This is a genomic window from Rickettsiales endosymbiont of Trichoplax sp. H2, assembly GCF_009690945.1.
Classification (GTDB): domain Bacteria; phylum Pseudomonadota; class Alphaproteobacteria; order Rickettsiales; family Midichloriaceae; genus Aquirickettsia; species Aquirickettsia rohweri.
In genome coordinates this window covers 350,079-375,918 of record NZ_NPHZ01000001.1, presented here as the reverse complement: position 1 = coordinate 375,918, position 25,840 = coordinate 350,079, and the positions used below count along the sequence as shown (strand labels likewise).

Sequence of the window (25,840 nt, the reverse complement as noted above, 5' to 3'; positions counted from 1 at the left end):
GAAAAAAATAACTATAATTGGAGCAGGGTTAGTTGGTTTGCTGCTTGGCATTCTCTTAGGTAAAAGGGGTTATTCAGTTCAGATATATGAAAACAAAGACCAAAAGCACACTTTTGCAAAGCTTGGAAAATCAATTAACTTAACTCTTTGTAAAAGAGGAATAAATGCTCTTAAAAAAGCAGGAATTATTGATGAAGTTCAAAAATTATGGGTTCCAGTATATGGTGGTTGTCTTCATTTAAATGAGTCTCAAATTGAAACTCAGCTATATGGTAATTATGGTGAAGCTCTTTATTCTATATCAAGGCAAGAATTAAATACACTATTGCTTTCTATAGCTCAAAAAACTTCAGGAGTATCAATTATATTTGGCATGAAATGCGTAGGATATGACTTATCAAAATCAACTATTTTTTTGATAGATAAAAATCAACATAAAACAGAGTTACCCTTTAATACATTGATAGCTGCAGATGGTATTTATTCAGCAATTCGAAGTCAAATGCAGAGAAGTTTTGGATTTAACTATTCACAGTTTTATTCTAAGCATGTTAATAAAGAGCTTACTATTCCAACTGAAAATGCAAAAAAGTATAAATTAAAACAAAATTATATTCATATTTGGCCACGTAATGAATCTATGATTATTGCATTTCCAAATAGTAACGATAGCTTTACTTGCACGTTACAACTTCCTGTTAATGGTAGTAGCATTTCTTTTAAGAAGTTAAATTCGGAATCAGAGATGTTTTATTATTTTAAAAAGCTTTTTCCAGATGCAATTGCATTGATACCAAAACTTGCAGAAGAGTTTTTTCAAAATCCTGAAATTCCCATGATGACTGTTCGATGTTCACCTTGGCATATTAAAGACAAGGTGCTTTTGATTGGTGATTCAGCACATGGTGTATGGCCTTCCTATGGGCAAGGTGCTAACGCTGGTTTTGAAGATTGTGAAATTTTAATTAAGTGTATGGAACAGTATCCTGATAATTTACTAGCCTCATTTGTTGAGTTTCAAGAGAAGAGAAAAGCTAATCTTGACACTATTGCTGATCTTTCTGAAACACACTTTAATGAAATCAGACATCTTGTGGCTGATCCGAATTTTCTTTTGAGAAAAAGAATAGAAAGAAAAATGAATTTATTGTTTCCGTCAGAATATTTTTCTCTTTATTCTCGCATTGCATTTACGATTATTCCATATAAACAAGCAGTAAAACTAGAATCATTTTACTGTAAAATTATTGATGAATTATTAGAGTCTCAAGAAATAATTTCTGATCCAGATAGTAATGAGTCTGAGAAACTAATTTACAAAATTTATAAAAAGTATTTAGCTAATAATCCAATTCGGTATCATAAAGATCATTAGGCAAGTTTTTATTATTTGTGTACTACTGTTATTTATAACGTTAAAAATTTTTAGATTTTTTCAATAAATTAAAGTGGTTTATTTATTAAGCAGCGATTGATTGCTCAAATTTTTTTAATTCATTCTTTAAATATTCAAATGAATTAGCAAAAAATAATTGTTTTTGAAAAGAAGAAAAATTATATCCAATTTTTGTTGCAACATTAGTGAAAGGAATAACTTTAGTTTGTTTTTTACAAAAGCATTCAGACTCATTTTCTGATGATAATAAACCTGCTCCATACATTTGACATTTACCTTTATTATTTAATAGAATTCCAAACTCAATAGTCCACATAAAAAATCGACCTATCAATGTATAAATAGGTGGAGATAAATCTAAATTATCCTCAATTTTTTTAATCCTTTCTTCTAATTCTTTTGTTTGAGAATGGTTGCTTCCTAATGTTTCATGACAATTTGCAAGTTTTATATATAATTGATATAGTTGATTTTCATATGTATTGGCTTTAATTTCTTTCATAACTTTTCCAAGTGAAATAATATAGTCTGAATAATTAGGTGAAAACAACATAGGTAAGTGCCCAAAAATATCGTGTAACATATCAGGTCCAGGAGCATAATCTAGGTGAGATAGAGAGCGTAAATGTTTACTAATAGGAGATATTTTTTGTGATAAAAGTTCCGCATAGTAACTTTGATCTAAGTAACCATCAACATATATTACTTGCCACCCAGTTTTTTTTAAGGATAAGTTTAATTTTTCTAAAGTAGGAATTTGCGTTGGATCTAATTTTAAAGTATAAAACCCATTTATATAGTTTTGTAAGATAAAATCATTATATTTTTTTAAAAAGTCTTCTCTTTTTTTTAATGAAAGCTCCCAAACCTTTTTATTTTCTTCATTAAATAAGTTTTCATTTTTATTAAATTTAGGCTTTGATAATTTTGAATTCGCATTTACCATAAACGTACTCCATATTTTTTATACCTATTGTGCCTTATAACTTGTTCTATTTTTCGTTTTAGTAATTAGTAAAAATTAATCTTTTATAAATTAGCTTTACTTAATTAAGGCTTAAATACTTTAAAGGCTATTCCCTTTTCATTTTTAAGTCAATAATTTTAAAACTTTCTTTATATTTAGTATTAAAGTTTGAGATAGTCCAAAAAATTGGACAGGAAGAAAAATGCTCTGCTCTTCAAATTTATCCTTAACGATGCTGCAATTATGTCCAACCAACTAGGATAACTACTTCAGTTATAGTTAATCTTTTTAATTATTTATTTTCTTTCCTACCCCCTTTAATATTTTTTACCTCCAGTGATTGTATTTTTTAGCACTCTTTAAGGAAATTGATACATTTCTACTTGAAAAATCTTATTTCCTATGAGTATATTGATAAGAGCGTGACTTCAAAAGGTCTCAAATAATATAATAATTTATTAGTAAAGCGAGTATATAAGGGGAATTGAGTAAAACAATTGTTTGATAAATAGCCTATAGAGTTTAAGGTGTGTACAGAGATAGCTTTATTTGTTTTTAGTATGGGTTAACCTTAATAGTTCGCTTAGTTTTTTGATAGTATTTTGGGGAAAAATTTAATGAATGAATTTATAAGAAAATTAGCTAGGTTAAATGATCAAGGTTTTATCTTTTGGGTAGAGCAAGGAAAAAAGCTAAGGTACATGATTAGTAAAAATTACGCAGAAAAAGATAAGATTTTAGAATGGATAAAAGGAAATAAGGAGAAGTTATTGGAATTATTAAAAGATAATACAAAGTCTCCTAAAGGATATTTGCGTCCTTATATCTATAAATATAATAATGTGATGCAATTACTATCGTATGCACAAGAGAGGCTTTGGTTTATAGAGAAGTATGAAGGTGGGAGTAATGCATATAATGTTCCAATGATATTTAGTATTAATGAGGGAGTGAGGATAGAGTTTTTAAAAGAAAGTATTAGAGCAATAGTGGAGAGGCATGAGATTCTAAGAAGTGTTATAAGAGAAGATGGGAAAGAAGGTATACATTATCAGGAAGTAATAGATATAAAGGAAAAGACTTTTGAGATAGAAGAGATAAAATGTTGTAATAAAGAAGAATTAGAAAAGTATCTAGAAGAAGAAGCAAATCATATATTTAATCTAGGGGAGGAATACCCTATAAGAGTAAAAATATATAGACTTGAAGTAGGTGATAGATCTGATTATATTTTAAGTATAATAATACATCATATAGCATTTGATGGATGGTCAGCAGATATTTTTCTAAAAGAAATAAAAGAGTATTATAAGTACTACAAGAGTAAAGGAGCTGGATTAGGAGAGTATAAAGTAAAGTTAGCAGAGCTTAGTATACAATATAAGGATTTTGCATTGTGGCAGAGAGGATATTTAACAGGGGAAGTATTAGATAATCAACTATCGTATTGGAAGAGAGAGCTAGAAGGATATGAAACTTTGCAGATAAGTACAGATTATGCAAGGCCAGTAGAGATGGATTATGAAGGGAAAGAAATAAGATTTGAGATAGATGAAAAAGTATCTATATCGTTAAGAGAGATAGCAAGAGAGTTAGGAGTAAGTTTATATAGTCTGATGTTATCAGGATATTATCTAATGCTAAAAGGATATAGTGGGCAAGAAGACATAGTAATAGGGATGCCAGTAGCAAACAGGCATTATATGCAGATAGAAGATTTAATAGGCTTTTTTGTAAATACGTTAGCACTGAGAGTAGAGATAGGAAGTTTAAAAAATAAAACGTTAAAAGAATTTATCAAGTATGTAGGAAGTAAAGTAATAGAAGGTCAAGTACATCAAGACTTACCATTTGAAAAGCTAGTGGAAGAACTGCAAGTAGCAAAAGATACAAGTAGGCATCCAATTTTCCAGGTGATATTTGAATTGAGAAGTTTTAGTGATGATGAGGATACAGATGGAAGTAATAAGTTATTAGAGCCTTATATTAATGATACGAAAGAGGAGTTATATAAGATAGCGAAGTTTGATATAGAGACATTTATAGATGATAGAAATGATAGTGGAGCACTAAAAGGTTTATTTAATTATAGAGTAAGTTTATATAAAGAAGAAAGTATAAAAAGATTGATAAGTATATATAAAACGATATTAGGTCAAATAGCTAAAGTTCTAAGGGATATAGAAAAGAAAGAAAGATTCAAGATAGATGAGATAAGTTACCTTACGAGAGAAGAAGAGAATCTGATAGTAAATAAGTGGAATAAGACATCTACACCATACCCAGAAAACAAGACAATACATGAGCTTTTTGAGGAACAGGTAGAAAGAACACCGGATAGTATTGCTGTTGTATATGAGGATGTAAAACTTACTTATAAAGAACTTAATCAAAAAGCAAATAATCTTGCTCACTATTTGATTGAACATTGTAATGTTACCCCAAATACTCTCATTCCTTTGCTTATTGATAGAAGCGAACATATGATTGTTTCTATTTTAGCTGTTCTTAAAATAGGAGGAGCATATGTTCCTATGGACCCAGAATATCCAAATAAAAGAATAAATTATATCCTTAAAGACACAAAAGCAAAAGTAATCTTAATTAATGAGAAGTATGAAATAAGATTACAAGAAATGTTAAATAATAAGGTTGTAAGTAAAAGTATAAACAAGTATGATAATGCTGTTTCAATATTTTCAATAGAGAGTAATGAACTTATCCAAGAAATAGATAAAGTTTTACCTCACGATAAAGCATTAGATAAAAATTTACAAATACAAGATTTAAACCCAAAAAGTATAGCTTATATTATATATACTTCAGGTACTACAGGAGAACCTAAAGGTGTGATGCAGCTTCATAGTAATGTAATGAGGTTATTTACTGCAACTGAAGAATGGTATCATTTTAATAAAAACGATGTTATAGCCATTGAATTATTAGAAGATGATGATATTATTGAAATAAGTTAGTAAAATTAAAAATAGACTGCTTGGACGGTATGATTAATAAACCCATCTAAGTACTAGATAAAGTTTATAAGCATGCTCTTCACCCCTTCATCCTTTAATTTTAGTTCTAAGTTATACATAATCAATCATTGTTTATTGACAATCTTTTAAAAGAGATTAAACTCCATATTAGTCGTTCAATATATGAGTGCACTCTATGCAATATATTAATAGAATCATTAAACTACCATTAGATAAAACTTTCTTTCTTTTTGGTGCAAGAAATACTGGTAAAAGTACACTTTTAAAAAGTACTTTTAGTAAAAGTAATTGTCTATGGATATATTTACTAGATTACACTGAAGAAGAACGTTATTCTAGGAATCCCCAAACTTTAGAATTTGATGTCTTAGCTGCAAACGATCTCAAATATGTGATTATAGATGAAATTCAAAAAATACCTAAATTACTTGATATAGTACATAAACTAATCGAAACTACTAATAAGATTTTTATATTAACAGGGTCAAGTTCTAGAAAATTAAAATATGGAGGAGCTAATTTACTTGCAGGTAGAGCTTTTACATATAACTTATTTCCTTTCTTATCTTTAGAAATTAAAAATTATTTTGAATTAAATGAAGTGCTTAGATGGGGATCATTACCATCTATTTTATTTTCTATGAAAACTGAAGAAGAAAAAATACAGTTTTTACAATCTTACACTCACACATATATAAGAGAAGAAATCTGGATGGAACAATATATTAGAAAGTTGAATCCTTTTAGAAAATTTTTAGAAGTTTCAGCTCAAAGTAATGGACAAATCATAAATTATGCTAATATATCACGTGATGTCGGAGTAGATGATAAAACTATAAAACAATATTTTTCTATACTTGAAGATACATTGATTGGCTTTTTTTTAGAACCTTTTCATCATTCTTTTAGAAAGAGATTAAGTCAAAAACCAAAATTCTACTATTTTGATCTCGGAGTTAAAAATGCTTTAGCAAGAATGTTATCAATTCCATTAGTTGAGTCTACAAGTGGTTACAGTGTTGCTTTTGAACATTTTATTATTTTAGAAATACTAAGATTAGGAGCTTATTTCTTTCCGGAATATAAATTTTCTTATTTAAGAACAAAGGATGATGCTGAAGTAGATTTAGTAGTTGAGAGGCCTGGAAAAAAATCTTATTTATTGAAATAAAAAGTAGTAACAATATCCATAAAGAACAATTAACAACTTTTTCAAAATTAGCTAAAGATTTTCAAGATTGTGAAGCTATATGTTTATCTAAAGATTTTCGTTCTAAACAATTAGATAATATTACTATTTATCCTTGGCAAGAAGGAATTAATAAATTCTTTGTTCCTAGCAATCTCAAAGATAATTAGTCTTGTTAAAATTTCCTTGATGGTAATAATGTGATATTGTCTATATAAGGGAACTATGAACTTTTAGGTTAAAAAGTGGTCTAAGGCTATAGATATGATAATAAGAGAGGTTCAAAGGTTGTATTTAATGGTTTCTGTAAAATTCATTCAGTAAAAAGACATGTTTTAGGATCATCCAAATTTTCTGCATACTCCAATATACCGATACTCATATTTTATAACTTTCTGATAAAAGTTTCTTTTACTGAAAGAGAGAGAAAATACTATCTATAGTATGTAAATTTACAATAAAAAACATTCAGTAAATGGTACCTTTTATTGAATGTTAAAAATTTTTCACTTGACAAGTACTATGATAAAGATCCTAATGTTAATTAGACTCAATATCCTTTTTACTGAAAGATATAAATATTAAATAAACATTATACAACTTATGCTAAAAAAGCCTAAAAATAAAGATAGAAGAGCGCGTGAATATTTAACAGAAGATGAGATAGAAAAAATAATTACAGCAGCTAAAAATATAGGACGTCATAAAAATCGAGATGCAACAATGATTTTAGTGGCTTATAGGCATGGACTCAGAGTAGGAGAATTATTAACTTTAAAATGGCAACAAATAAATTTCAATATAGGTACTATACAGATAAATAGATTAAAGAATGGTATAGATAGTGCACATCCATTATTTGGTCCTGAGTTAAGAGCATTAAGGAAAGTAAAAAGAGAGTATCCAGAAACTCAGTATGTTTTTGTTTCAGAAAGAAAAAGTCCTCTTAACTACATCAATATTTAGCAAAATATTAACTAGAGCTGGTGAGAATGCAGGAATAGAATTATCGATTCATCCCCATATGCTAAGACATTCCACTGGTTTTAAATTAGCAAATGCATCGCATGATACACGTAGTATACAACAATATCTTGGGCATAAAAATATAAGGCATACAGTAAGATATACTGAAATTCTACCTACAAAATTTACAAAGTTTTGGAATGATTAATGGCTGATAAAAATTTTTCACAGCAAAGTCTTGTAGAATATGGCACATTAAAGAACACTGATATACAAGCTGTTAATAGATGTAGGAATGATTATAATAAATTAGGATTTGGTTATCAGGTAGCCTTTGTAAAATTATTTAATTACTTTCCTAAAATAGCACCTTTTGAGGTTATAGAAGAAATAGTAACGTTTGTAGGCCTACAAATTAAGGTAGATGCAGATAAAATTGAAAAATATTCTAGAAACAGATTTAAAATCATAGAACATCAACAAGAGATTACAAATTATTTATGTCTTAGTAAATTTGATACAGAAAATGAAGTAAAAACTAAAGAATATGTATATAATGAAGCTTTAAGATTAGAAGCAAAAAGCTTACTAAAGAGCAAAACAATATTGTATTTAAAAAAGAATAGAATATTGTCACCAACAGAGATTAGATTATCAAAGATAATATCAGGAGAAAGGCAAAGAGCAAGAAAGGCTATTTTTGACAATGTACAACAAAAATTATCTTTAGAAATTATTGATAATCTAAATTTATTATTAGAAAGCCAAAGCACAATATCTAAATTAGAGTTTTTAAAGAAACCTCCATATCGAGCATCTGTAAACGGAATTCTTAATTTATTAGAGAAATTAGAATATATAAGGAGTACTGGAGCATTATCTATTGATGTAAGTATGATCAATAATAATTATCAAAAAATATTAACAAGAGAAGTTAAGTCATATTCAATTACAAGATTAAGGAGAATAGATCCTTTATACAGGTATGCAGCAATTGTATGCTTCTTACATCAAAGTTACAAAGATAATAATGATTTTTTAGCAGAGTCTTGCATTAAATTACTTTCTTCTAGTTATAAAAGAGCAGATAAAATTATTAAACTAAAAGTAACACAAAACGAAAAAGAAATAAGGAAAGCTCTAGAAAATTATTCAAAAATAAAGGAAGTAGTAAGAGATGAAACTGTACCAGATATTGAATTAAGAGCATTTTTATATAAAAAATTTAAAGCAGAGCTAATTAAAAAAGATAACTTAGAATTATTATTAGCAGGGAAATATAGGCATGCATTTAATTTATTTGTAGAAAAGTATGGATATTTTAGGCAATTTACTCCTAAATTATTAGAAAGTTTAGAAATAAAATTAGAAGAAGGAAGTAAATCAGATATACTAAAGGCAATAGAGATTTTAAAAAACTTAAACAAAAAGAAAAAACGTCAATTGCCAAAAGATATTCCAACTAAGTTTATATCAAAGGGGATAAAGAAATTTGTAATTACAAATGGAAAAATAGATAGAAGAGCTTGGGAATGCGCATTATTATTTAAAATCAAAGAAGATTTAAAACATAATAATTTAGTTCTAGAAAATGGAAAAAGGTTTAGTTCTTTCGATAGGTTTTTTATGCCTGAATATATCTGGAAAAACTATATGACAGAATTTTTTCATAACAATAAGCTTCCATCAAATGCGAGAAATGCTGAAGCTTTTTTAACTAACTATTTAGGTCAAGCTTATGATACCTATTTTATAGGAGAGAAAGGTAATAAACATGCTAGAATAGTGGATGGTAAGTGGGAGTTAAAACGTGATCCTGGGGAGCAATTAACAAAAAAACAACAAGAATCCTTAACATTTTTAAAAAATTTAATTGAAAGTAATTTGAGAAGCATCAAATTACCTGATTTATTAGTAGAAGTAGATAATAAATTACAATTTACAGAAGCATTTATGCTACCCAATCAAGAAAACTTAAGAATTAAAGAAGATATATGTGGTCTTATATTAACTATAATGGCCCATGGATGTAATATAGGTATTTATACTATGGCTCAATTAGTAAGCGATGTATCATATGATTATATGAAGAGAATTACAGATTGGCAATTAACTGATGAAGCATTAAGAACAGCACTGGCATGGATAGTAAATGCAATATCAAAATTAAATATTACAAAGAATTGGGGAGAAGGTAAGAGATCTAGTAGTGATAGCCATTTAGTAACCTTTAAAGAGAAAGTTTTACAGCAAGAGTTTAGTGTAAAGCTAGGAGAATTTGCTTTAAAATTTTATACTTTTGTTGCTGACAATTATGCGCCATTTTTGAGTAAGCCAATTCAATGTTATGAAAGTGAGGGAGCTCATGTGTTAGATGGTAAGCTATATAACGAAAGTGATTTGCCTTTGGAAGAACATTTTACAGATACGGCAGCAGCAGGTGCAATAACATTCTCTGCTTTTGCATTTATTGGAAGTAAATTTAATCCAAGAATAAGAGGAATACAAAATCATAATATATTTAAAATAGATAATAATAGAAATTATAAAAGTTTAAGTCCACTATTAACTCATAAAGAAAGTACAATAGATATGACAAGTATAGTCAATCAATGGGATAGAATGGCACATTTTTATGCCTCTATATCTACAGGGCATGTTAGTGCATCTCTTGCAATGAGAAAGCTATTGTCATTTAACTCAAAAAATGAATTTTATAAAGCTAATTTACAATTAGGCCGTATATTTAAAACAGCAAATACATTAAAAAGCATGGTTGACCCAGAAATACGAAAAAAAAGAAATGAAGATTTATTGAAGGGAGAAGAAATGCATCAATTAGCAAGAGATATAAATTATGGTAATCAAGGTAAGATTACAGGACGTGATTTAATAGCACAAAGAAATAGTTGTAACTGTTTAACTTTAATAATGGCCTGTATAATATATTGGCAAGCAAATGAGATGAGTCGAATTTTAAGGGAGAGTGATATCCCAGAATGGGTAGATCTCTCAATGATTAAACATATAAGTCCAATTGGATGGGAAAATGTTGTATTATATGGAGAGTATAATATTAATAAAAGTTTGATACTCTAATAATTATTTTACGGAAAGTTAATGTTTGAAAATTATAAAATTAAAAGAAAGATTCTCTCTTGCAATAAAATAACCTTTTATCAGAAAGTTATAAAATATGAGTATCGGTATATTGGAGTATGCAGAAAATTCGGATGATCCTAAAACATGTCTTTTTACTGAATGAATTTTACAAAAACCATTAAATGCAACCTTTGAACCTCTCTTATTATCATATCTATAGCCTTAGACCACTTTTTAACCTAAAAGTTCATAGTTCCCTCATATGGAAGCATATACATAGACATAATTAATCCAAATTCTGTTGCTGAGATATAAAACTCCTGCATTAACGCAGGTTTAAAAACAGTTATAGAATACTTTAGAAAATAATCATAAAATAAAAATAACGCTACTATTCCTAAAGACAATACACCACGATTTGAACTTAATAACTTAGACATACTTCCTCACTTATTATATAAAACAATGGGTGATAATATATTCTAATTTATATCACTCTTCAAGTTTTTATGTCTGAAAGGGATTTTGTTTTTCTAAAGTTTAATAAAGCTAAAAGATTTAACGCTTTTTATTAATATATCTATATTAAAGTAATTTTAAACTTGTGAGCTATTATATTACTCTAATACCAGTATTTCGTTTTGCTCTTTCTTGTTTTAATTGTTCAAGAGCTGCTCTTCGTTTTTTTAAATCTTTATTATTATCTCTCATATCTTCACGTCTTCGTTTTCTATCATCAGCTTTATCAGCCTCTCTTGCTATCTTTATTGCTTCTTGTTGATCTTTATCTAACTCACTTTTTGGTTGCAACCTTTGTTTTCTTGCTTCTAGTTCATGTCTTAATTGTTCAAGAGCTATTTTCCTCCTTTGAAGATCCTTATTGTTATCTCTCATCTCTTGACGCCTTTGTTGCCTATCATCAGCTTTATCAGCTTCTCTTGCTACTTTTATTGCATCTTGTTGTTCTTTATCTAATTTAGGCATAAGTACCTCATTAATTACAAAGTTTATTTAAAATATAATATCAAGCCTATCATAAATATTTCTTATATCAACTACTATAAATATGATAATAAAGATACTCAACTAGCTATAAAATGTATAAATAGCAGGAATAAAAAATAAATAATCAAAAACTATATTTCTCCAAATGTTTTTATTTTTATTTTTGGATGTATTTCATTTTGAGATAAAATAATCAAATTAGGTTTAAATCTTTCTGTTACTGATCTCACAAATGGTCTTAAAATAGGGGATGTCAACAATACTGGTATAATTTTAGAGGCTGTAAGCTTATCTATAGTTAAGTTTACTTTTTCAACAAATTCTCTAAGTTTACTTGGTTGCATAGCCAAATGTTTATTATCATCATCTCCAACTAAATTTTCCATAAAAAGTTGCTCCCAGTGTGATGATAAAATGACGATAGGGATATATCCATCTTCGTTTAAAAATCCATGGCAAATTTGCTTACTTAGTCTAGTTCTAATGTGTTCTACCATTCTTGCAACATTTGTGGTATTATTTGCAATTTCTGAGATAGCTTCTAATATAGATGGTAGGTCTTTTACAGCTACTGATTCACTTAATAAACTTTGTAAAATACGTTGAAATTTAACGACAGATATTTGAGCAGGGACAACTTCTTCTGCAAGTTTTTTGTGATCCCCATCTAAATTAGATAATAATTTTTTTGTTTCACTATAAGTTAATAATTCTGTGATATTTTCTTTTACAATTTCAGTAAGGTGAGTTGAAATTATAGTAATTGGTTCAATTATTGTATATTTTTTAAATACAGCTTCTTCTTTAGCACTTCTGTCAACCCATTTTGCAGGTAAATTAAAGGCTGGCTCTATAGTATCTTCACCATTTATATCAATTTTACCACCTGTGGGATTTAATATTAAAAGTTTCAATGGCTTTAATTCTCCTCTTCCACATTCAATATCTTTAATTTTTATTACATATATTTTTGAATCAAGTTGCACGTTATCTTGTATTCTTACAGATGGTAAGATAAATCCTAAATCTTGTGCGATCTGTTTTCTTAAATTTTTAATTTGGTCAGTCAATTGATAATCAGCATTATTATCAACCATTTGCAACAACTCATATCCTAGTTCAATTTTAACATAGTCTATATGTAAAGATTGAACTATCATTTCTTCTTGGGTAAGTTCCTTTTTTACAGGATCTTGTTTTAGTTTTTTTTCTAATAATTCTGTATCTTTCTTCTTTTTATTTAAAAAATATGAAAGTATACCCGATAGACAAGAAATTATAAAAAATGGAACAAATGGAATGCCTGGCATTATACTCATAACTATTAGCAATCCACTACATGCAGCTAATGCTTGAGGATGTTTACTTAATTGTTGAAAAATTGCTTTGTCTGCAGAACCATGTACTCCAGATTTAGTTACAAGAAGTCCAGCACTAATCGAAACAATAAGAGCAGGAATTTGTGCTACTAATCCATCACCTATTGTAAGTAAAGTATAAGTCTTTATAGCTTCATTAAAAGTCATTCCATTTATAATAACTCCTATTATTATCCCAGCTATAAAATTAATAAAAGTTATTAATAATCCAGCAATTGCATCTCCTCTAACAAATTTATTAGCTCCATCCATAGAGCCAAAAAATGTATTTTCATCTTCAAGTGTTTTTCTTTTTTCTCTAGCCTGTTCTTCATTAATAATGCCTGCTGATAAATCTGCATCAATAGACATTTGTTTACCTGGCATGGCATCTAAGCTAAATCTTGCTGCTACCTCTGCTATTCTTCCAGAACCCTTTGTTATAACAACAAAATTAATAATAGTTAAAATACCAAAAACTATAGCACCTATTATAACTGACCCCTGCATAACAAAATATCCAAATGCTTCAACTACATGGCCAGCAGCAGAAGGTCCTAAGTGATCATCTGCAAGGATAAGCCTTGTAGTAGAGATATTTAAAGCAAGTCTAAACATAGTTATTACCAAGAGTATGCTAGGAAAAGCATTAAAATCTAAAGGTTTATCAATAAATAAAACTGTCATTAAAATTAATGCAGAAAATGCAATTGATAAACTTAATAAATAGTCTAATAATCCAGGTGAAACAGGGAAAATTAAAAAACTTATAATTAATAAAATACCTACTGCAAATATTATATCTTTTTGTGATGATATATTAATAAATTTGCTAATTAATTTATTTTCCTTTAAACTTAAAATACTATTTTTTACATTATCCATTTAATTAGATCCCACTACATAAAATAAGCATTTAATAAAATTTTTTAAGAACGTAGTTTAGGATACCATTATTTAGAAAATAATCTAGTTCTATTTGAGTATCAATACGTGAAAGTATCTTTATATTTTTAATAATTTTATTATTTTTTTTAATTTGACATTCAATCAATCCTTTTGGTGTTACTTTATTATACCCAAGTAATGATATTGTTTCATCTCCCTTCAAAAGTAGGCTATCTAACGTAGTATCAATAAATTGTAAAGGTAAAACACCCATTCCAATTAAATTTGATCTATGAATTCTTTCAAAACTTTCTGCAATAACTGCCTTAACTCCAAGTAATTTTGTTCCTTTAGCAGCCCAATCTCTAGAAGAGCCAGTTCCATATTCTTTGCCTGCAAGAATTATTAATGGTACATTATCATTAATATATTTTTGCGATGCATCATAAATTGTCGTAAGTGTGTCATTATTTTTTTTATCAAAATATTTAGTAAAACCTCCTTCTTTACCACTTACCATTTTATTTTTAATTCTAATATTTGCAAAAGTACCTCTAACCATTACTTCATCATTACCTCGTCTTGAGCCATATGAATTGAAATTTTCTTGCTTAATTCCTTTTTCGATTAGATATCGTCCTGCTGAATGATTAGCTGCTATACTTCCTGCAGGGCTTATATGATCTGTTGTTACGCTATCACCTAAGATTGCAAGGATTCTAGCATTTTCTATATTATCTATTGATGAATTACTTTGAGAATTTTCAAAAAAAGGAGGTTTTTTAATATAAGTACTATCTTCTTGCCATGCATAACATGTTGTTTTACTAATATTAATTTCTTTCCACTTTTCATCTCCATCAAGAATGTCATTATATTTTTCAATAAACATGTCTTTAGTAATAATCTTGTCAATTAACTCTTTTATCTCATTATGATCTGGCCAAATGTCTTTTAAAAATATTTCTTTCCCATTTTTATCATTACCTATTGGTTCCTCTAAAATATTAATATTGATTGTTCCAACTAATGCGAATGCAACACATAAAATTGGAGATGCTAGATAATTTTGTTTTACCAACGGATGTATTCTTCCTTCAAAATTTCTGTTACCTGATAAAATTGCAGAAACAGATAAATTATTTGATTTTATTTCTTCTTCAACATCTTTTAATAATGGTCCAGAATTACCAATGCATGTTGTGCATCCATAACCTACTATATAAAATCCAAGCTGTTCAAGATAATAAAGTAATCCTGATACTTTAAGATATTCTGTAACAACCTGAGAGCCAGGAGCTAAAGATGTTTTAATCCATTTTTTTGTTCTTAATCCTAAATCATAGGCTTTTTTAGCTAAAATTCCTGCTCCAATAAGTACATATGGATTTGATGTGTTAGTACAGCTTGTGATAGCAGATATAACAATATCGCCATCCTTTAAATTGGTGTTATTTTTATCTTCTTTTTTTGATTTTAATTCAGAGAGCAAAATTCTATCTTGAGGTCTCTTAGGACCAGCTATACAAGGTTTAACTTGAGATATATCTAATTCATATTCTTCATTAAATTTTTTCTTATTTTTTTCATGACCTTCTTCCCAAATACATTGTTCTTTTGCATACTGTTTCACTAAATCTATTTGAGATTGATCCCTTCCAGTTATATTTAAGTATTTTATAACTTCTTCATCAATAGGAAAATAACCACATGTTGCTCCATACTCAGGCGCCATGTTAGCAATGGTAGCTCTTTCAAATAGTGAGAGAGTTTTTAACCCAGATCCAAAAAATTCTACAAATTTACCTACAACATTCTTTTGTCTAAGTATTTCTGTAATTGTTAAAACTAAATCTGTTGCAGTTACTCCACTAGATAGCTCTCCCTTTAATTTAAACCCAACTACTTTAGGTATTAGAAGTGAAATTGGTTGACCTAACATTGCAGCTTCAGCTTCTATTCCTCCAACTCCCCACCCCAATATAGATAATCCATTAATCATTGTGGTATGACTATCTGTTCCAACTAAAGTATCAAAGTATGCAACATTTTCTCCATCAACTTCTTGATTTGAAATAACATTTGCTAAATATTCTAAATTAACTTGGTGACATATTCCTTTTCCAGGTGGAATAACTCTAAAATTTTTAAAAGATTCTTGCCCCCATTTCAAAAATTTATAACGTTCATTATTTCTTTGAAATTCATATTTAATGTTTTCAGAATAAGAGTTTGAGGAACCAAATTTATCAATTTGCACTGAATGATCTATCACTAAGTCAACAGGAATCTGTGGATTAATTACCTCAGGATTAATTCCTTTGTCATTTAATGCATCTCTCATTACAGCTAAATCAACAACAGCAGGCACTCCTGTAAAATCTTGCATTAAAACTCTTGATGGATAAAATAAAATCTCTTCATTAGATGAATCATCTTGGAAATACTTAAGTAAATTTTTAATACTCTTTAAAGTAATATTTTTACCATCTTCTTTTCTAAGTAAATTTTCAAAAATAATCTTAATAACATTTGGTAATTCATTTAAATTTATGTTTAATTTTTTAGCAGCTTTTTTTAAATTATAAAAATAGTAATCATTATTGTTAATTATTATTTTGTTTTTACTTTTTAAGCTATCTAAATTTTGCATATTAATTTTTTAAAATAGAATCTTATTATTAGAAAATTGTATATGATAAATAGCTTAGTTTGCAAGATTTTTCCTAATAAAATTATATGATTAAAAAAATAAGGCATTGCCTAAGCAATGCCTTAGTAATGATCAGAGGTAGGTAACATATTAAAAACTGCTCATTACATGTTTCAATTACAAAACATTTTAATGCTATAAAATAACTCAATATAATCAATCTAAATATTAAAAAAAATCATTAAATAATCCAAAAACTCGCTTATTATAAAAAATTTTTTAAAAAAAGCATCATTTGATTTTGTTGATATAAAATTAAATAGTAATTAAATAAGAATTACTTAAAAAATATTATTATTTTACTGAACTATAATTTATTTATATATGACCAAGGATAAATCCAATAAGTATTAGTACTCCATAATCAAAATGGGTTTTGAAATTTTGATTACATTCATCAGGTGAATTTAAATTTATATTATCTAGTTTTTGCAATGATAAAAATAAAACAATAAATAATATTGCAAAATATATGATATTTAAATTTGAGTTTAAACCTGTTAAAGCTAATGTGGCTATTAATATTTTATAAACATAATTTAGAATAATTTTTGTTTTGTTATTAAACTTTAAAGCTGTAGATTTAACTCCTATTTTTATATCATCTATTTTATCTTGATGTGCGTAAATTGTATCATAAACAATAGTCCAAAGCACCGCTGAAAGATAAATTAAGATTGGTATAAAAGATATATGATTTTTAACAGAATACCAAGCAATAAAAACTCCAATATTAAAGGTAAATCCTAAAAATATTTGAGGATAATAACTATATCTTTTTATAAATGGGTAAATAACTGTTAAAAATAAAGCTAAAAAGCCAAAATAGATAGATTTTAACGGCAATATAATTAAAATCATTAGTGCTATTATTAATAATATCGCTAAAAGCTTATAACCCTGTTTAATTGTTAATTCACCATTTGCCAGTGGTCTAATCTTTGTTCTTTTTACATTTTTATCAATGTCTTTATCAATAATATCATTAACTATTGAACCTGCACTCCTCATAATTACAGCTCCAAAAATAAATATTATAGTAAGACATAGAAAATGTATTATATCATATGAAATTATAGTCAAAGTCCATAAAACTGGCAAAACAACCAATTGAATTCCTATTGGTTGATGTAATCTCATTAACCTTGCATAAGGATTTTTAAAGGTAAAATTCTGAAAATTTATATATGCTGATTTAATTAATTGAATATTTTCATCAATAAAAAGATTGCCATTATCTATTAATTTTTGAAATTTACTATTTTGTTGCTTTTTCATCACCTGGTAAAATGTATTCTTCTCCTTCCCATGGAGAGGTAAAATTAAAGTCTCTAAATTCTTGTGCTAATTTGACTGGTTCGTAAATTACTTTTTGTTTTTCTTCATCATATGTTACCTCTACATTGCCTGTTACTGGAAAATCTTTTCTCATAGGATAGCCAGAAAAGCCATAATCGGTTAATATTCTTCTTAAATCATTATTACCAACAAAGAATACCCCATACATATCCCAAATTTCTCTTTCATACCAATGTGCACAAGTAAAAATATTAACAACACTTGGAATTAAATCTTCTTCTGAGGATTCAACTTTAATTCTTATTCTTAAATTTTTTTCTATACTTAAAAGTTGATATACTACATCAAATCTTTTTTCTCTACTGGGATAATCAACACCACAAATATCTATTAAAATTCTAAATAAATAATCTCTATTCTCTTTTAATCTTATTAATATTTCTTGAATACTATTTTTATCCACTGTAATAGTTAATTCATCAAAAGATATTTCAGATTTAATAATAAATGATTTTAAATTTGAATCAGTAGTTATTTTTTGTAATAAATTTTTTATGTTCATTAACGTAATATTTAAATTTATTATGTGACACTAACAAATATTGTAAAACACTTCAATTAATTATAATCTCCAAAATAAAAATTGCAAATAAACAATGGCAAGAAATGATAGTGTAACTAAAAGGCAAAAATACGTAAGATCACTTTACTGTAAAGAAGAAAATTTATTTAAAGATGTATTTGATACTGCAATGGATAAAAAGAATATTCAATTAAGTCCAGAAGAGGGCAAGTTACTGAGTATGATTTTAATGATTAATAAATCTAAATACGTTTTAGAAATTGGTACTTTAGTCGGATATTCTTGTTGTTGGATAGCATCATCTATTCCAGATTATGGAAAAGTAATAACAATAGAAACTAATGAAGCTAATTATAAAATTGCAAATCAAAATTTTGCAAAAACCCCTTTTGCTAATAAAATTAAATCAGTAAATAGTGATGCTATAAAATATTTAACAGATTTAAAGCTTAATTATAAACTTGATGCAGTATTTATTGATGCAAAAAAAGATGAATACCCAAAATATTTAGAACTTATATATCCATTATTAAGGATAGGGGGTTTGATAATTGCTGATAATACGTTTTTATTTGGAACTGTTTATGAAGATAATCCACCTAAATATAATGAAAAATGGGAAGGTATGAGGCAGTTTAATGAAGAAATAAGCAATCAAAAGAAATATAAAAGCTTAATATTACCAACAAATGAAGGATTAACTGTTGCTGTTAAGTTATGAAAAATATATAATTATTAATCTATAATTCATCGTACGTATGTTTACACCCATCATTTAATTTAGTATGCTCTGATAATATGTCTGTTGCTGTAAGGTTAAAATTTTCGCTAGGTTCAAAATCGAAATCTTTATGAAGTTTTAATATGTTTTTATTTGATTCTTGAATTAGGTTTATAATACTGATAACTTCCTTAATAGTAGCTTTACAAATATCTATTTTTTTTAAATTTTGAATATGAGAAGTTTTTAATTTAAGCATATTAGTATATTCAGCCTTAAACTTTCTTTCTTCTTCTTTTCTTTCATCCCAATATGCTTTTAGTATTTTTTTTATAAAGTTTATACAAAATTTACTGTCATAAATATCAACTTCATTTTTTTTATTATCGCTAAATAAACTAAAGTGCTTAATAACACAATCATATTCTTCTTTACTTAATTTTGTGTTTTTATCAGGGTGTGCAGAAATTTTATATTTTATGATTTCTTTTTGAGAAAGGTGGATTTTTTCCTTACTTGTATCAATTTCATCTCTGTCTATATTATTAGCACTCATGACTTTACCTTTATTTATATTTATATAAACTCAGTAACATAATAACTTTTGTATAAATATCAATAATTATTTAGGTATATTTTATATAAAAATTTTTATTTTCCAACTTTTAACACAGAAATAAATGCACTTTGTGGAATATTTACATTACCAACTGATCTCATGCGTTTTTTACCTTTCTTTTGCTTTTCAAGCAATTTACGTTTTCTTGTAACATCCCCACCATAGCATTTTGCTGTAACATCTTTTCTCAGTGCACTAATTGTTTCTCGTGCAATAATTTTACCACCGATCGCAGCCTGAATTGGTATTGCAAATAAATGTCTAGGTATCAATTCTTTTAGGTGTTCGCATATTTCTCTTCCTCTTGTTTCTGCTTTTGATTTATGTATCAGCAAGCTTAGTGCATCGACAGATAATGCATTGATTAGTATATTCATTTTAACTAAATCACCTCTTTGATATACATCCAATTCCCAATCACAACTAGCATATCCCTTAGAGCAAGATTTTAATTTCTCATAAAAATCAAAGACTATTTCATTAAGAGGTAGCTTGTATATGAGCATTACCCTACTACCTACATAAGTTAATTCCTCTTGTTTGCCTCTTTTATCCGTACATAGACTAATAACAACACCTAAGTATTCATCTGGAACCATTATTGTCGCTTTTACCCATGGCTCTTCCATATATTCAATTTGAGTTGGATCTGGCATATCTGCAGGATTGTGTAGCTCCATCATTTTTCCTGAACGCATATATAATTTATATATTACACTAGGGGCAGTTGTAACAAGGTCTAAGTCAAATTCTCGCTCTAATCTTTCTTGAATTATTTCAAGATGAAGCATTCCTAGAAATCCACATCTAAAACCAAAACCTAATGCTTTGGATGTATCAGGTTCATATTGTAAGCTTGAGTCATTAAGTTTTAGTTTTGCTATACTATCTCTAAGTACTGGATAATTACTGGAATCAGTTGGATATATGCCACAAAAAATCACAGGCTTACTTGGTTTAAACCCAGGCAATGCCTTGTCTATAGAATTTTTTGCATCTATAATTGTATCACCAACATTACAATCAGATACTTGCTTTATGCTACCTGTAATAAATCCAACGTCACCAGCACTTAATTCATTAATTACTATTTTTTTAGGAGTAAAAATACCAACTCTTTCAATTATATATTCTGAATTTGTTGACATCATTTTTATATTCATGCCTTTTTTAAGTACTCCATCTATAACTCTGACTAATATTACAACCCCTAGATATTTATCATACCAACTATCTACCAACATAACCTTAAGATGTTCTTTTATTTTACCCTTTGGCGGTGGCAAAATATTGACAATTGCTTCTAATACATTATCAACGCCTTTACCTGTTTTTGCAGATATTTCAATTGCATTTTCTGTATCAAGTCCTATTACATCTTCAATTTGTCTTTTAATTCTATCTGGATCAGCAGCAGGTAAGTCAATTTTATTAAGTACAAGAATAATTTCATGGTTATTTTCTATTGCTTTATAGGTATTAGCAAGAGTTTGAGCCTCTACTCCTTGAGATGCATCAATAACTAAAATTGAGCCTTCACATGCAGCGAGTGATCTATCCACCTCATAACTAAAGTCAACGTGTCCTGGAGTATCAATTAAATTCAAGATGTAATCTTTGCCAGATTTTGATTTATACTTTAGCTTTACAGTCTGGGCTTTAATAGTTATCCCTCTTTCCTTTTCTATATCCATGGAATCTAATATTTGATCTGACATCTCTCTTTCTTCTAGATTACCACACATTTCAATTAGTCTATCAGCAAGAGTAGATTTGCCATGGTCAATATGAGCAATTATTGAAAAATTTCTTATATTATCTAATTTTGTCATTATATATGTGTTTTAATAAGTAATGTTATCTAAGCTCCACCGAGACTTAGGTTCAAAATCTAAATTACTATAATCTCCGTTGTTTAACCTTTCAATCCCTGCATAAGCAATCATAACAGCATTATCTGTACATAAGTTAACTGGTGGATAAAATAATTTATAACCTAAAGTACTAATATTTTCACTTAATTTTTTTCTTATATATTTATTTGCAGCAACTCCTCCAGAAATAACAACATTCTTTGAGTGTGGAAATTTAGAATTGAATAATTTAAAGGATTCCATAATTTTATGATTAATAATTTCTGAAACGGTATATTGAAATGAAGCACATATATCTGATTTAGTCTTTTCAGATAATTTGTCTAATTTGTTAATTTGATTTCTTACAGCAGTTTTAAGTCCTGAAAAAGAAAAGTTGCACTCACCTTTTTTCAATAAAGGTTTTGGAAAAGTAAAAGCCTTTTCATCTCCATTTTCTGCATATTTCTCTACAATAGGGCCACCAGGGTAACCTAAATCTAATAATTTAGCAGTTTTATCAAAAGCTTCTCCTGCTGCATCATCAATTGTTTTACCTATAATTTCATATTTACCAAGCTTTTCAACAATAACTATTTGACAATGTCCGCCTGAAATTAAAAGCAATAAATATGGATAGTCAATATTTTCTGTCATTCTCGGAATTAATGCATGACCTTCAAGATGATTTATGGCTATGAACTTTTTATTAAGAGCAGAAGCTATTGTTTTTCCATACATCACTCCAACCATCACACCACCAATCAATCCAGGTCCACCAGTTGCAACAACAGCATCAATATTTTTTAAATCAACTTGTGCTTCTTTAATTGCTTCTTCAAGTATATATGGTAATAATTCAACATGGCTTCTTGCAGCAATTTCTGGCACTACTCCACCAAATTTCTTATGCAAATCAATTTGAGAATAAATCTTATTAGAATAAATTTTCTTTTTATCATCTATAATTGCTACAGCAGTTTCATCACAACTAGTTTCAATTCCAAGTACTAACATTAAAAATTAGGTAAAAATAAATTTGAGCAAGATTTTATATGATTTAGATATATATTCAATAGATATTAAATTAATACAAAGTGACTCTTTGATTAAACATTAGATTTATGATACAATCTTGTGATGTAAATTTTCATTTAAAATAAATATATGACGAAAGAAGCTCAAAATTATAGTGCTGATTCCATTAAAGTTTTAAAAGGTCTTGAAGCTGTTAAAAAGCGTCCAGGAATGTATATTGGAGATACGGATGATGGCTCTGGATTACACCATATGGTTTATGAGGTTACTGATAATGCTATAGATGAAGCATTAGCTGGTCACTGTGATAAAGTTATTATAATTTTAAATACAGATGGATCTGTCATTGTAGTTGATAATGGAAGAGGGATACCTACAGATATTCATAAAGATGAGGGTATATCAGCTGCAGAGTTAATAATGACTCAATTGCATGCTGGAGGAAAGTTTGATGATAACTCTTATAAAGTTTCTGGTGGGTTACATGGAGTAGGGGTATCAGTTGTAAATGCTCTTTCAGAATGGTTAGAATTAACTATTTGGAGGGATGGCAAAGAGTTCACTATGCGGTTTGAACATGGTCACAAAGTTAAAGAGTTAGAATCAAAGCCAAGCGATGATCCCCAAAAAACTGGAACTCAAGTTAAATTTTTTCCATCTGATAAAACCTTCTCTCATATAGATTTTAATTATTCTACTCTAGAACATAGATATAGGGAATTAGCATTTTTAAATCCAGAAATATCTATAGAACTTTATGATAAAAGAGGGGAAGAAGAAAAATCAGCTAATTTACATTTTGAAGGTGGTATCTTAAATTTTGTAAAATATCTTGATAGAGCAAAGCATGCTATTAATAAGACTATAAGAATTACTGGTGAAGCAAATGAAATTGTAACTGACGTTGCTTTTCAATGGAATAATAGTTATCATGAGAACACACTTACTTTTACCAATAATATTCGCCAAAAGGATGGTGGTGCTCACTTGACTGGCTTTAGAGGTGCTCTTACAAGAGTGATAAATAACTATATTGAAACCAATCAATTAAATAAAAGACAAAAAATTAAAATTTCTCCTGATGATATGAGAGAGGGACTTACATCTGTTGTTTCTGTTCGTGTTCCTGATCCAAAATTTTCGTCTCAGACAAAAGATAAATTAATTAGTAGTGAAGTTCGTACAGTTGTTGAATCAGTTGTTTCAGAGGAATTTGCCAAATGGCTTGAAATAAATCCTAAAGATGCCAAAACAATAATTGGCAGAATGGCTGAATCAGCAATTGCAAGAGATGCTGCAAGAAAAGCAAGAGATCTATCTAGAAAGCAACTTGGAAATCAAATCTCAACTCTTCCAGGGAAATTAGCCAATTGTCAAGAAAAAGACCCAGCTAAATCAGAATTATTTTTAGTTGAGGGTGATTCGGCAGGAGGATCTGCAAAACAAGGGCGTGATAGAAAAACTCAAGCAATTTTACCTCTGAAGGGTAAAATACTTAATGTAGAAAGAGCTAGATTTGATAAAATGCTTAATTCTGCAGAAATTGGCACATTAATCACTGCTTTAGGAGTTGTACTTGAAGATAAAGAGTTTGATCTAACAAAATTAAGATATCATAAAATTATAATTATGACTGATGCTGATGTAGATGGTGCTCATATAAGAACTTTGCTTTTAACATTCTTTTTTAGGTATATGCCTGGATTAATTGAAAAAGGTTATTTATATATAGCTCAGCCACCATTATATAAAGTTAAAAGAGGGCAATCAGATACATATTTAAAAGATGAATTAGCTCTTCGCAATTATCTAAAAAGCATAATTTTAAAAAATTGCAATATTAAAATTAGTAATCAAGAGTTGGATGAAGATAAAGTCAAAACACTTTTGGATAACTTAATAAGATTTTCAAATATAATAAAAAACTACACAAACCAAGTGTCTGCTTACATTATTGAAGAATTATTATTTTTAGGCTTTTTTAATGATGTGCCATCATCAAAGAAAATCGATTCACAGAACTTGATTAGCAGATTTAATAGACTATTTAAAAATAATCAAATTGAATGGAAAGTTATAGATGTTGAAGAGGGGTTAGAAATACATAGGTTAGAAAAGGGTGTAAAAGAAGTATATGAAATAAGTAATCATTTATTCTCTGAGAAAAATAAAGATATAATTATTGAATTAACGAACATGCTTTCTGAATTTAATAAAGATAATGAATTTACCTATAAAGATGAAAAAATTCTTAAAACTTCAACTATAACTGATTTAGTAGATACTATCTTTAATTATTCTAAAAAAGGATTGTATATACAAAGATTTAAAGGACTTGGTGAAATGAATCCAGATCAACTATGGGAAACGACTCTTAACCCAAATAATAGAACTTTACTTCAAGTTAATGTTAACGATGCAAGCGATGCTGAGGAAGTGTTCTCAACTTTAATGGGTGATGTTGTAGAGCCAAGAAGAGATTTTATAAAAAGTAATGCTTTAAAAGTTGCTAACCTAGATTATTAATTTTATATATAAATTATAATTTATTTTGGTAGTGAAATATGTCTTGGCTTTATTTAGTTTTAGCTGGTTTTTTTGAAGTTGCTTTTGCAATAGCATTAAAGCTTTCTGATGGTTTTACTAAAACTAAATATATAGTATTATTTATACTTTTTAGTGCATGTAGTTTTTATCTGTTATCAAAGTCTTTAACAAAAATACCTATAGGAACTGCATATCTAGTATGGACTGGAATTGGTGGTGTTGGAGCTGTTATAATAGGTATTTTATTTTTTAATGAACCAGCTACCTATATGAGAATATTTTTTATAGCTTTGGCAATAATATCAATAATAGGTTTGAAATTATCTTAAACAATAACCCAAGCTGAAGATAAGAAGTTAGAATTTATACTAGATATTATCGTCATGAAGCACAATATCTCTCACAGTCATCACGAACCTCGCAAGGGGCGTGGTGATCCAGTATTATTGCCATACTTATATTTGCTTACAACTTTTCTGGATTGCCACGGATGCTTTTGACATCCTCGCAATGACGTTTTTATTTTTATCATCACAGTAGAGTTAAATCTCTTCTTCATGATGTATCATTACTGTAAAGACGCTGCAAGCATATGTAACA

At 28.1% G+C, this 25,840-nt stretch carries 10 protein-coding genes; 3 read left to right on the top strand and 7 right to left on the bottom strand.

What is annotated here, in order from left to right; all coding sequences use genetic code 11:
- Positions 1–11,752: 11,752 nt before the first annotated feature.
- The 4 genes from flhA to h2es_RS01925 form a co-directional block, all read right to left on the bottom strand.
- Positions 11,753–13,864, bottom strand: coding sequence for a flagellar biosynthesis protein FlhA (gene flhA / locus h2es_RS01940; RefSeq protein ID WP_154510900.1), 2,112 nt, complete (start codon positions 13,862–13,864; stop codon positions 11,753–11,755).
- A gap of 31 nt (positions 13,865–13,895) precedes the next feature.
- Positions 13,896–16,520 carry an aconitate hydratase AcnA gene (gene acnA / locus h2es_RS01935; RefSeq protein ID WP_154510898.1) on the bottom strand — a complete coding sequence of 875 codons (2,625 nt, stop codon included), beginning with the start codon at positions 16,518–16,520 and terminating at the stop codon, positions 13,896–13,898.
- Between the two features lie 378 nt (positions 16,521–16,898).
- The gene (gene ubiA / locus h2es_RS01930; RefSeq protein WP_154510896.1) at positions 16,899–17,858 is read right to left on the bottom strand and encodes a 4-hydroxybenzoate octaprenyltransferase; all 960 of its coding nucleotides are present in this window, start codon (positions 17,856–17,858) and stop codon (positions 16,899–16,901) included.
- Positions 17,839–18,441: an NADH-quinone oxidoreductase subunit C gene (locus h2es_RS01925; RefSeq protein ID WP_154510894.1), complete on the bottom strand. Its 603-nt coding sequence runs from the start codon at positions 18,439–18,441 to the stop codon at positions 17,839–17,841. Before h2es_RS01925 ends, ubiA begins: the two co-directional genes overlap by 20 nt.
- Before the next feature lie 94 nt (positions 18,442–18,535).
- Between h2es_RS01925 and h2es_RS01920 the strand changes: the two genes are divergently transcribed.
- Positions 18,536–19,183: an O-methyltransferase gene (locus tag h2es_RS01920; RefSeq protein WP_154510892.1), complete on the top strand. Its 648-nt coding sequence runs from the start codon at positions 18,536–18,538 to the stop codon at positions 19,181–19,183.
- Positions 19,184–19,202: 19 nt separating this feature from the next.
- Here h2es_RS01920 and h2es_RS01915 read toward each other — a convergent pair whose 3' ends face one another.
- The 3 genes from h2es_RS01915 to tsaD form a co-directional block, all read right to left on the bottom strand.
- Positions 19,203–19,739, bottom strand: a complete 537-nt coding sequence (locus h2es_RS01915; protein WP_154510890.1) for a hypothetical protein — start codon at positions 19,737–19,739, stop codon at positions 19,203–19,205.
- Between the two features lie 95 nt (positions 19,740–19,834).
- Positions 19,835–21,634: a translation elongation factor 4 gene (gene lepA / locus h2es_RS01910; RefSeq protein ID WP_154510888.1), complete on the bottom strand. Its 1,800-nt coding sequence runs from the start codon at positions 21,632–21,634 to the stop codon at positions 19,835–19,837.
- A 12-nt stretch (positions 21,635–21,646) separates the two neighbouring features.
- Positions 21,647–22,672 carry a tRNA (adenosine(37)-N6)-threonylcarbamoyltransferase complex transferase subunit TsaD gene (gene tsaD, locus h2es_RS01905; RefSeq protein ID WP_154510886.1) on the bottom strand — a complete coding sequence of 342 codons (1,026 nt, stop codon included), beginning with the start codon at positions 22,670–22,672 and terminating at the stop codon, positions 21,647–21,649.
- A gap of 150 nt (positions 22,673–22,822) precedes the next feature.
- Here tsaD and gyrB point away from each other — a divergent pair, with 150 nt between their 5' ends.
- Positions 22,823–25,219 carry a DNA topoisomerase (ATP-hydrolyzing) subunit B gene (gene gyrB, locus h2es_RS01900; protein WP_154510884.1) on the top strand — a complete coding sequence of 799 codons (2,397 nt, stop codon included), beginning with the start codon at positions 22,823–22,825 and terminating at the stop codon, positions 25,217–25,219.
- 38 nt (positions 25,220–25,257) lie between these two features.
- Complete coding sequence (locus h2es_RS01895) at positions 25,258–25,569, top strand: DMT family transporter (protein ID WP_126045100.1); 312 nt, start codon at positions 25,258–25,260, stop codon at positions 25,567–25,569.
- Positions 25,570–25,840 lie beyond the last annotated feature (271 nt).

Bases quoted from the DNA above. Each gene is read 5' to 3' on its own strand.
- flhA (WP_154510900.1), bottom strand. From the start codon at position 13,864: ATGGATAATGTAAAAAATAGTATTTTAAGTTTAAAGGAAAATAAATTA.
- lepA (WP_154510888.1), bottom strand. From the start codon at position 21,634: ATGACAAAATTAGATAATATAAGAAATTTTTCAATAATTGCTCATATT.
- ubiA (WP_154510896.1), bottom strand. From the start codon at position 17,858: ATGAAAAAGCAACAAAATAGTAAATTTCAAAAATTAATAGATAATGGC.
- h2es_RS01915 (WP_154510890.1), bottom strand. From the start codon at position 19,739: ATGAGTGCTAATAATATAGACAGAGATGAAATTGATACAAGTAAGGAA.
- gyrB (WP_154510884.1), top strand. From the start codon at position 22,823: ATGACGAAAGAAGCTCAAAATTATAGTGCTGATTCCATTAAAGTTTTA.
- tsaD (WP_154510886.1), bottom strand. From the start codon at position 22,672: ATGTTAGTACTTGGAATTGAAACTAGTTGTGATGAAACTGCTGTAGCA.
- acnA (WP_154510898.1), bottom strand. From the start codon at position 16,520: ATGCAAAATTTAGATAGCTTAAAAAGTAAAAACAAAATAATAATTAAC.
- h2es_RS01920 (WP_154510892.1), top strand. From the start codon at position 18,536: ATGGCAAGAAATGATAGTGTAACTAAAAGGCAAAAATACGTAAGATCA.
- h2es_RS01925 (WP_154510894.1), bottom strand. From the start codon at position 18,441: ATGAACATAAAAAATTTATTACAAAAAATAACTACTGATTCAAATTTA.
- h2es_RS01895 (WP_126045100.1), top strand. From the start codon at position 25,258: ATGTCTTGGCTTTATTTAGTTTTAGCTGGTTTTTTTGAAGTTGCTTTT.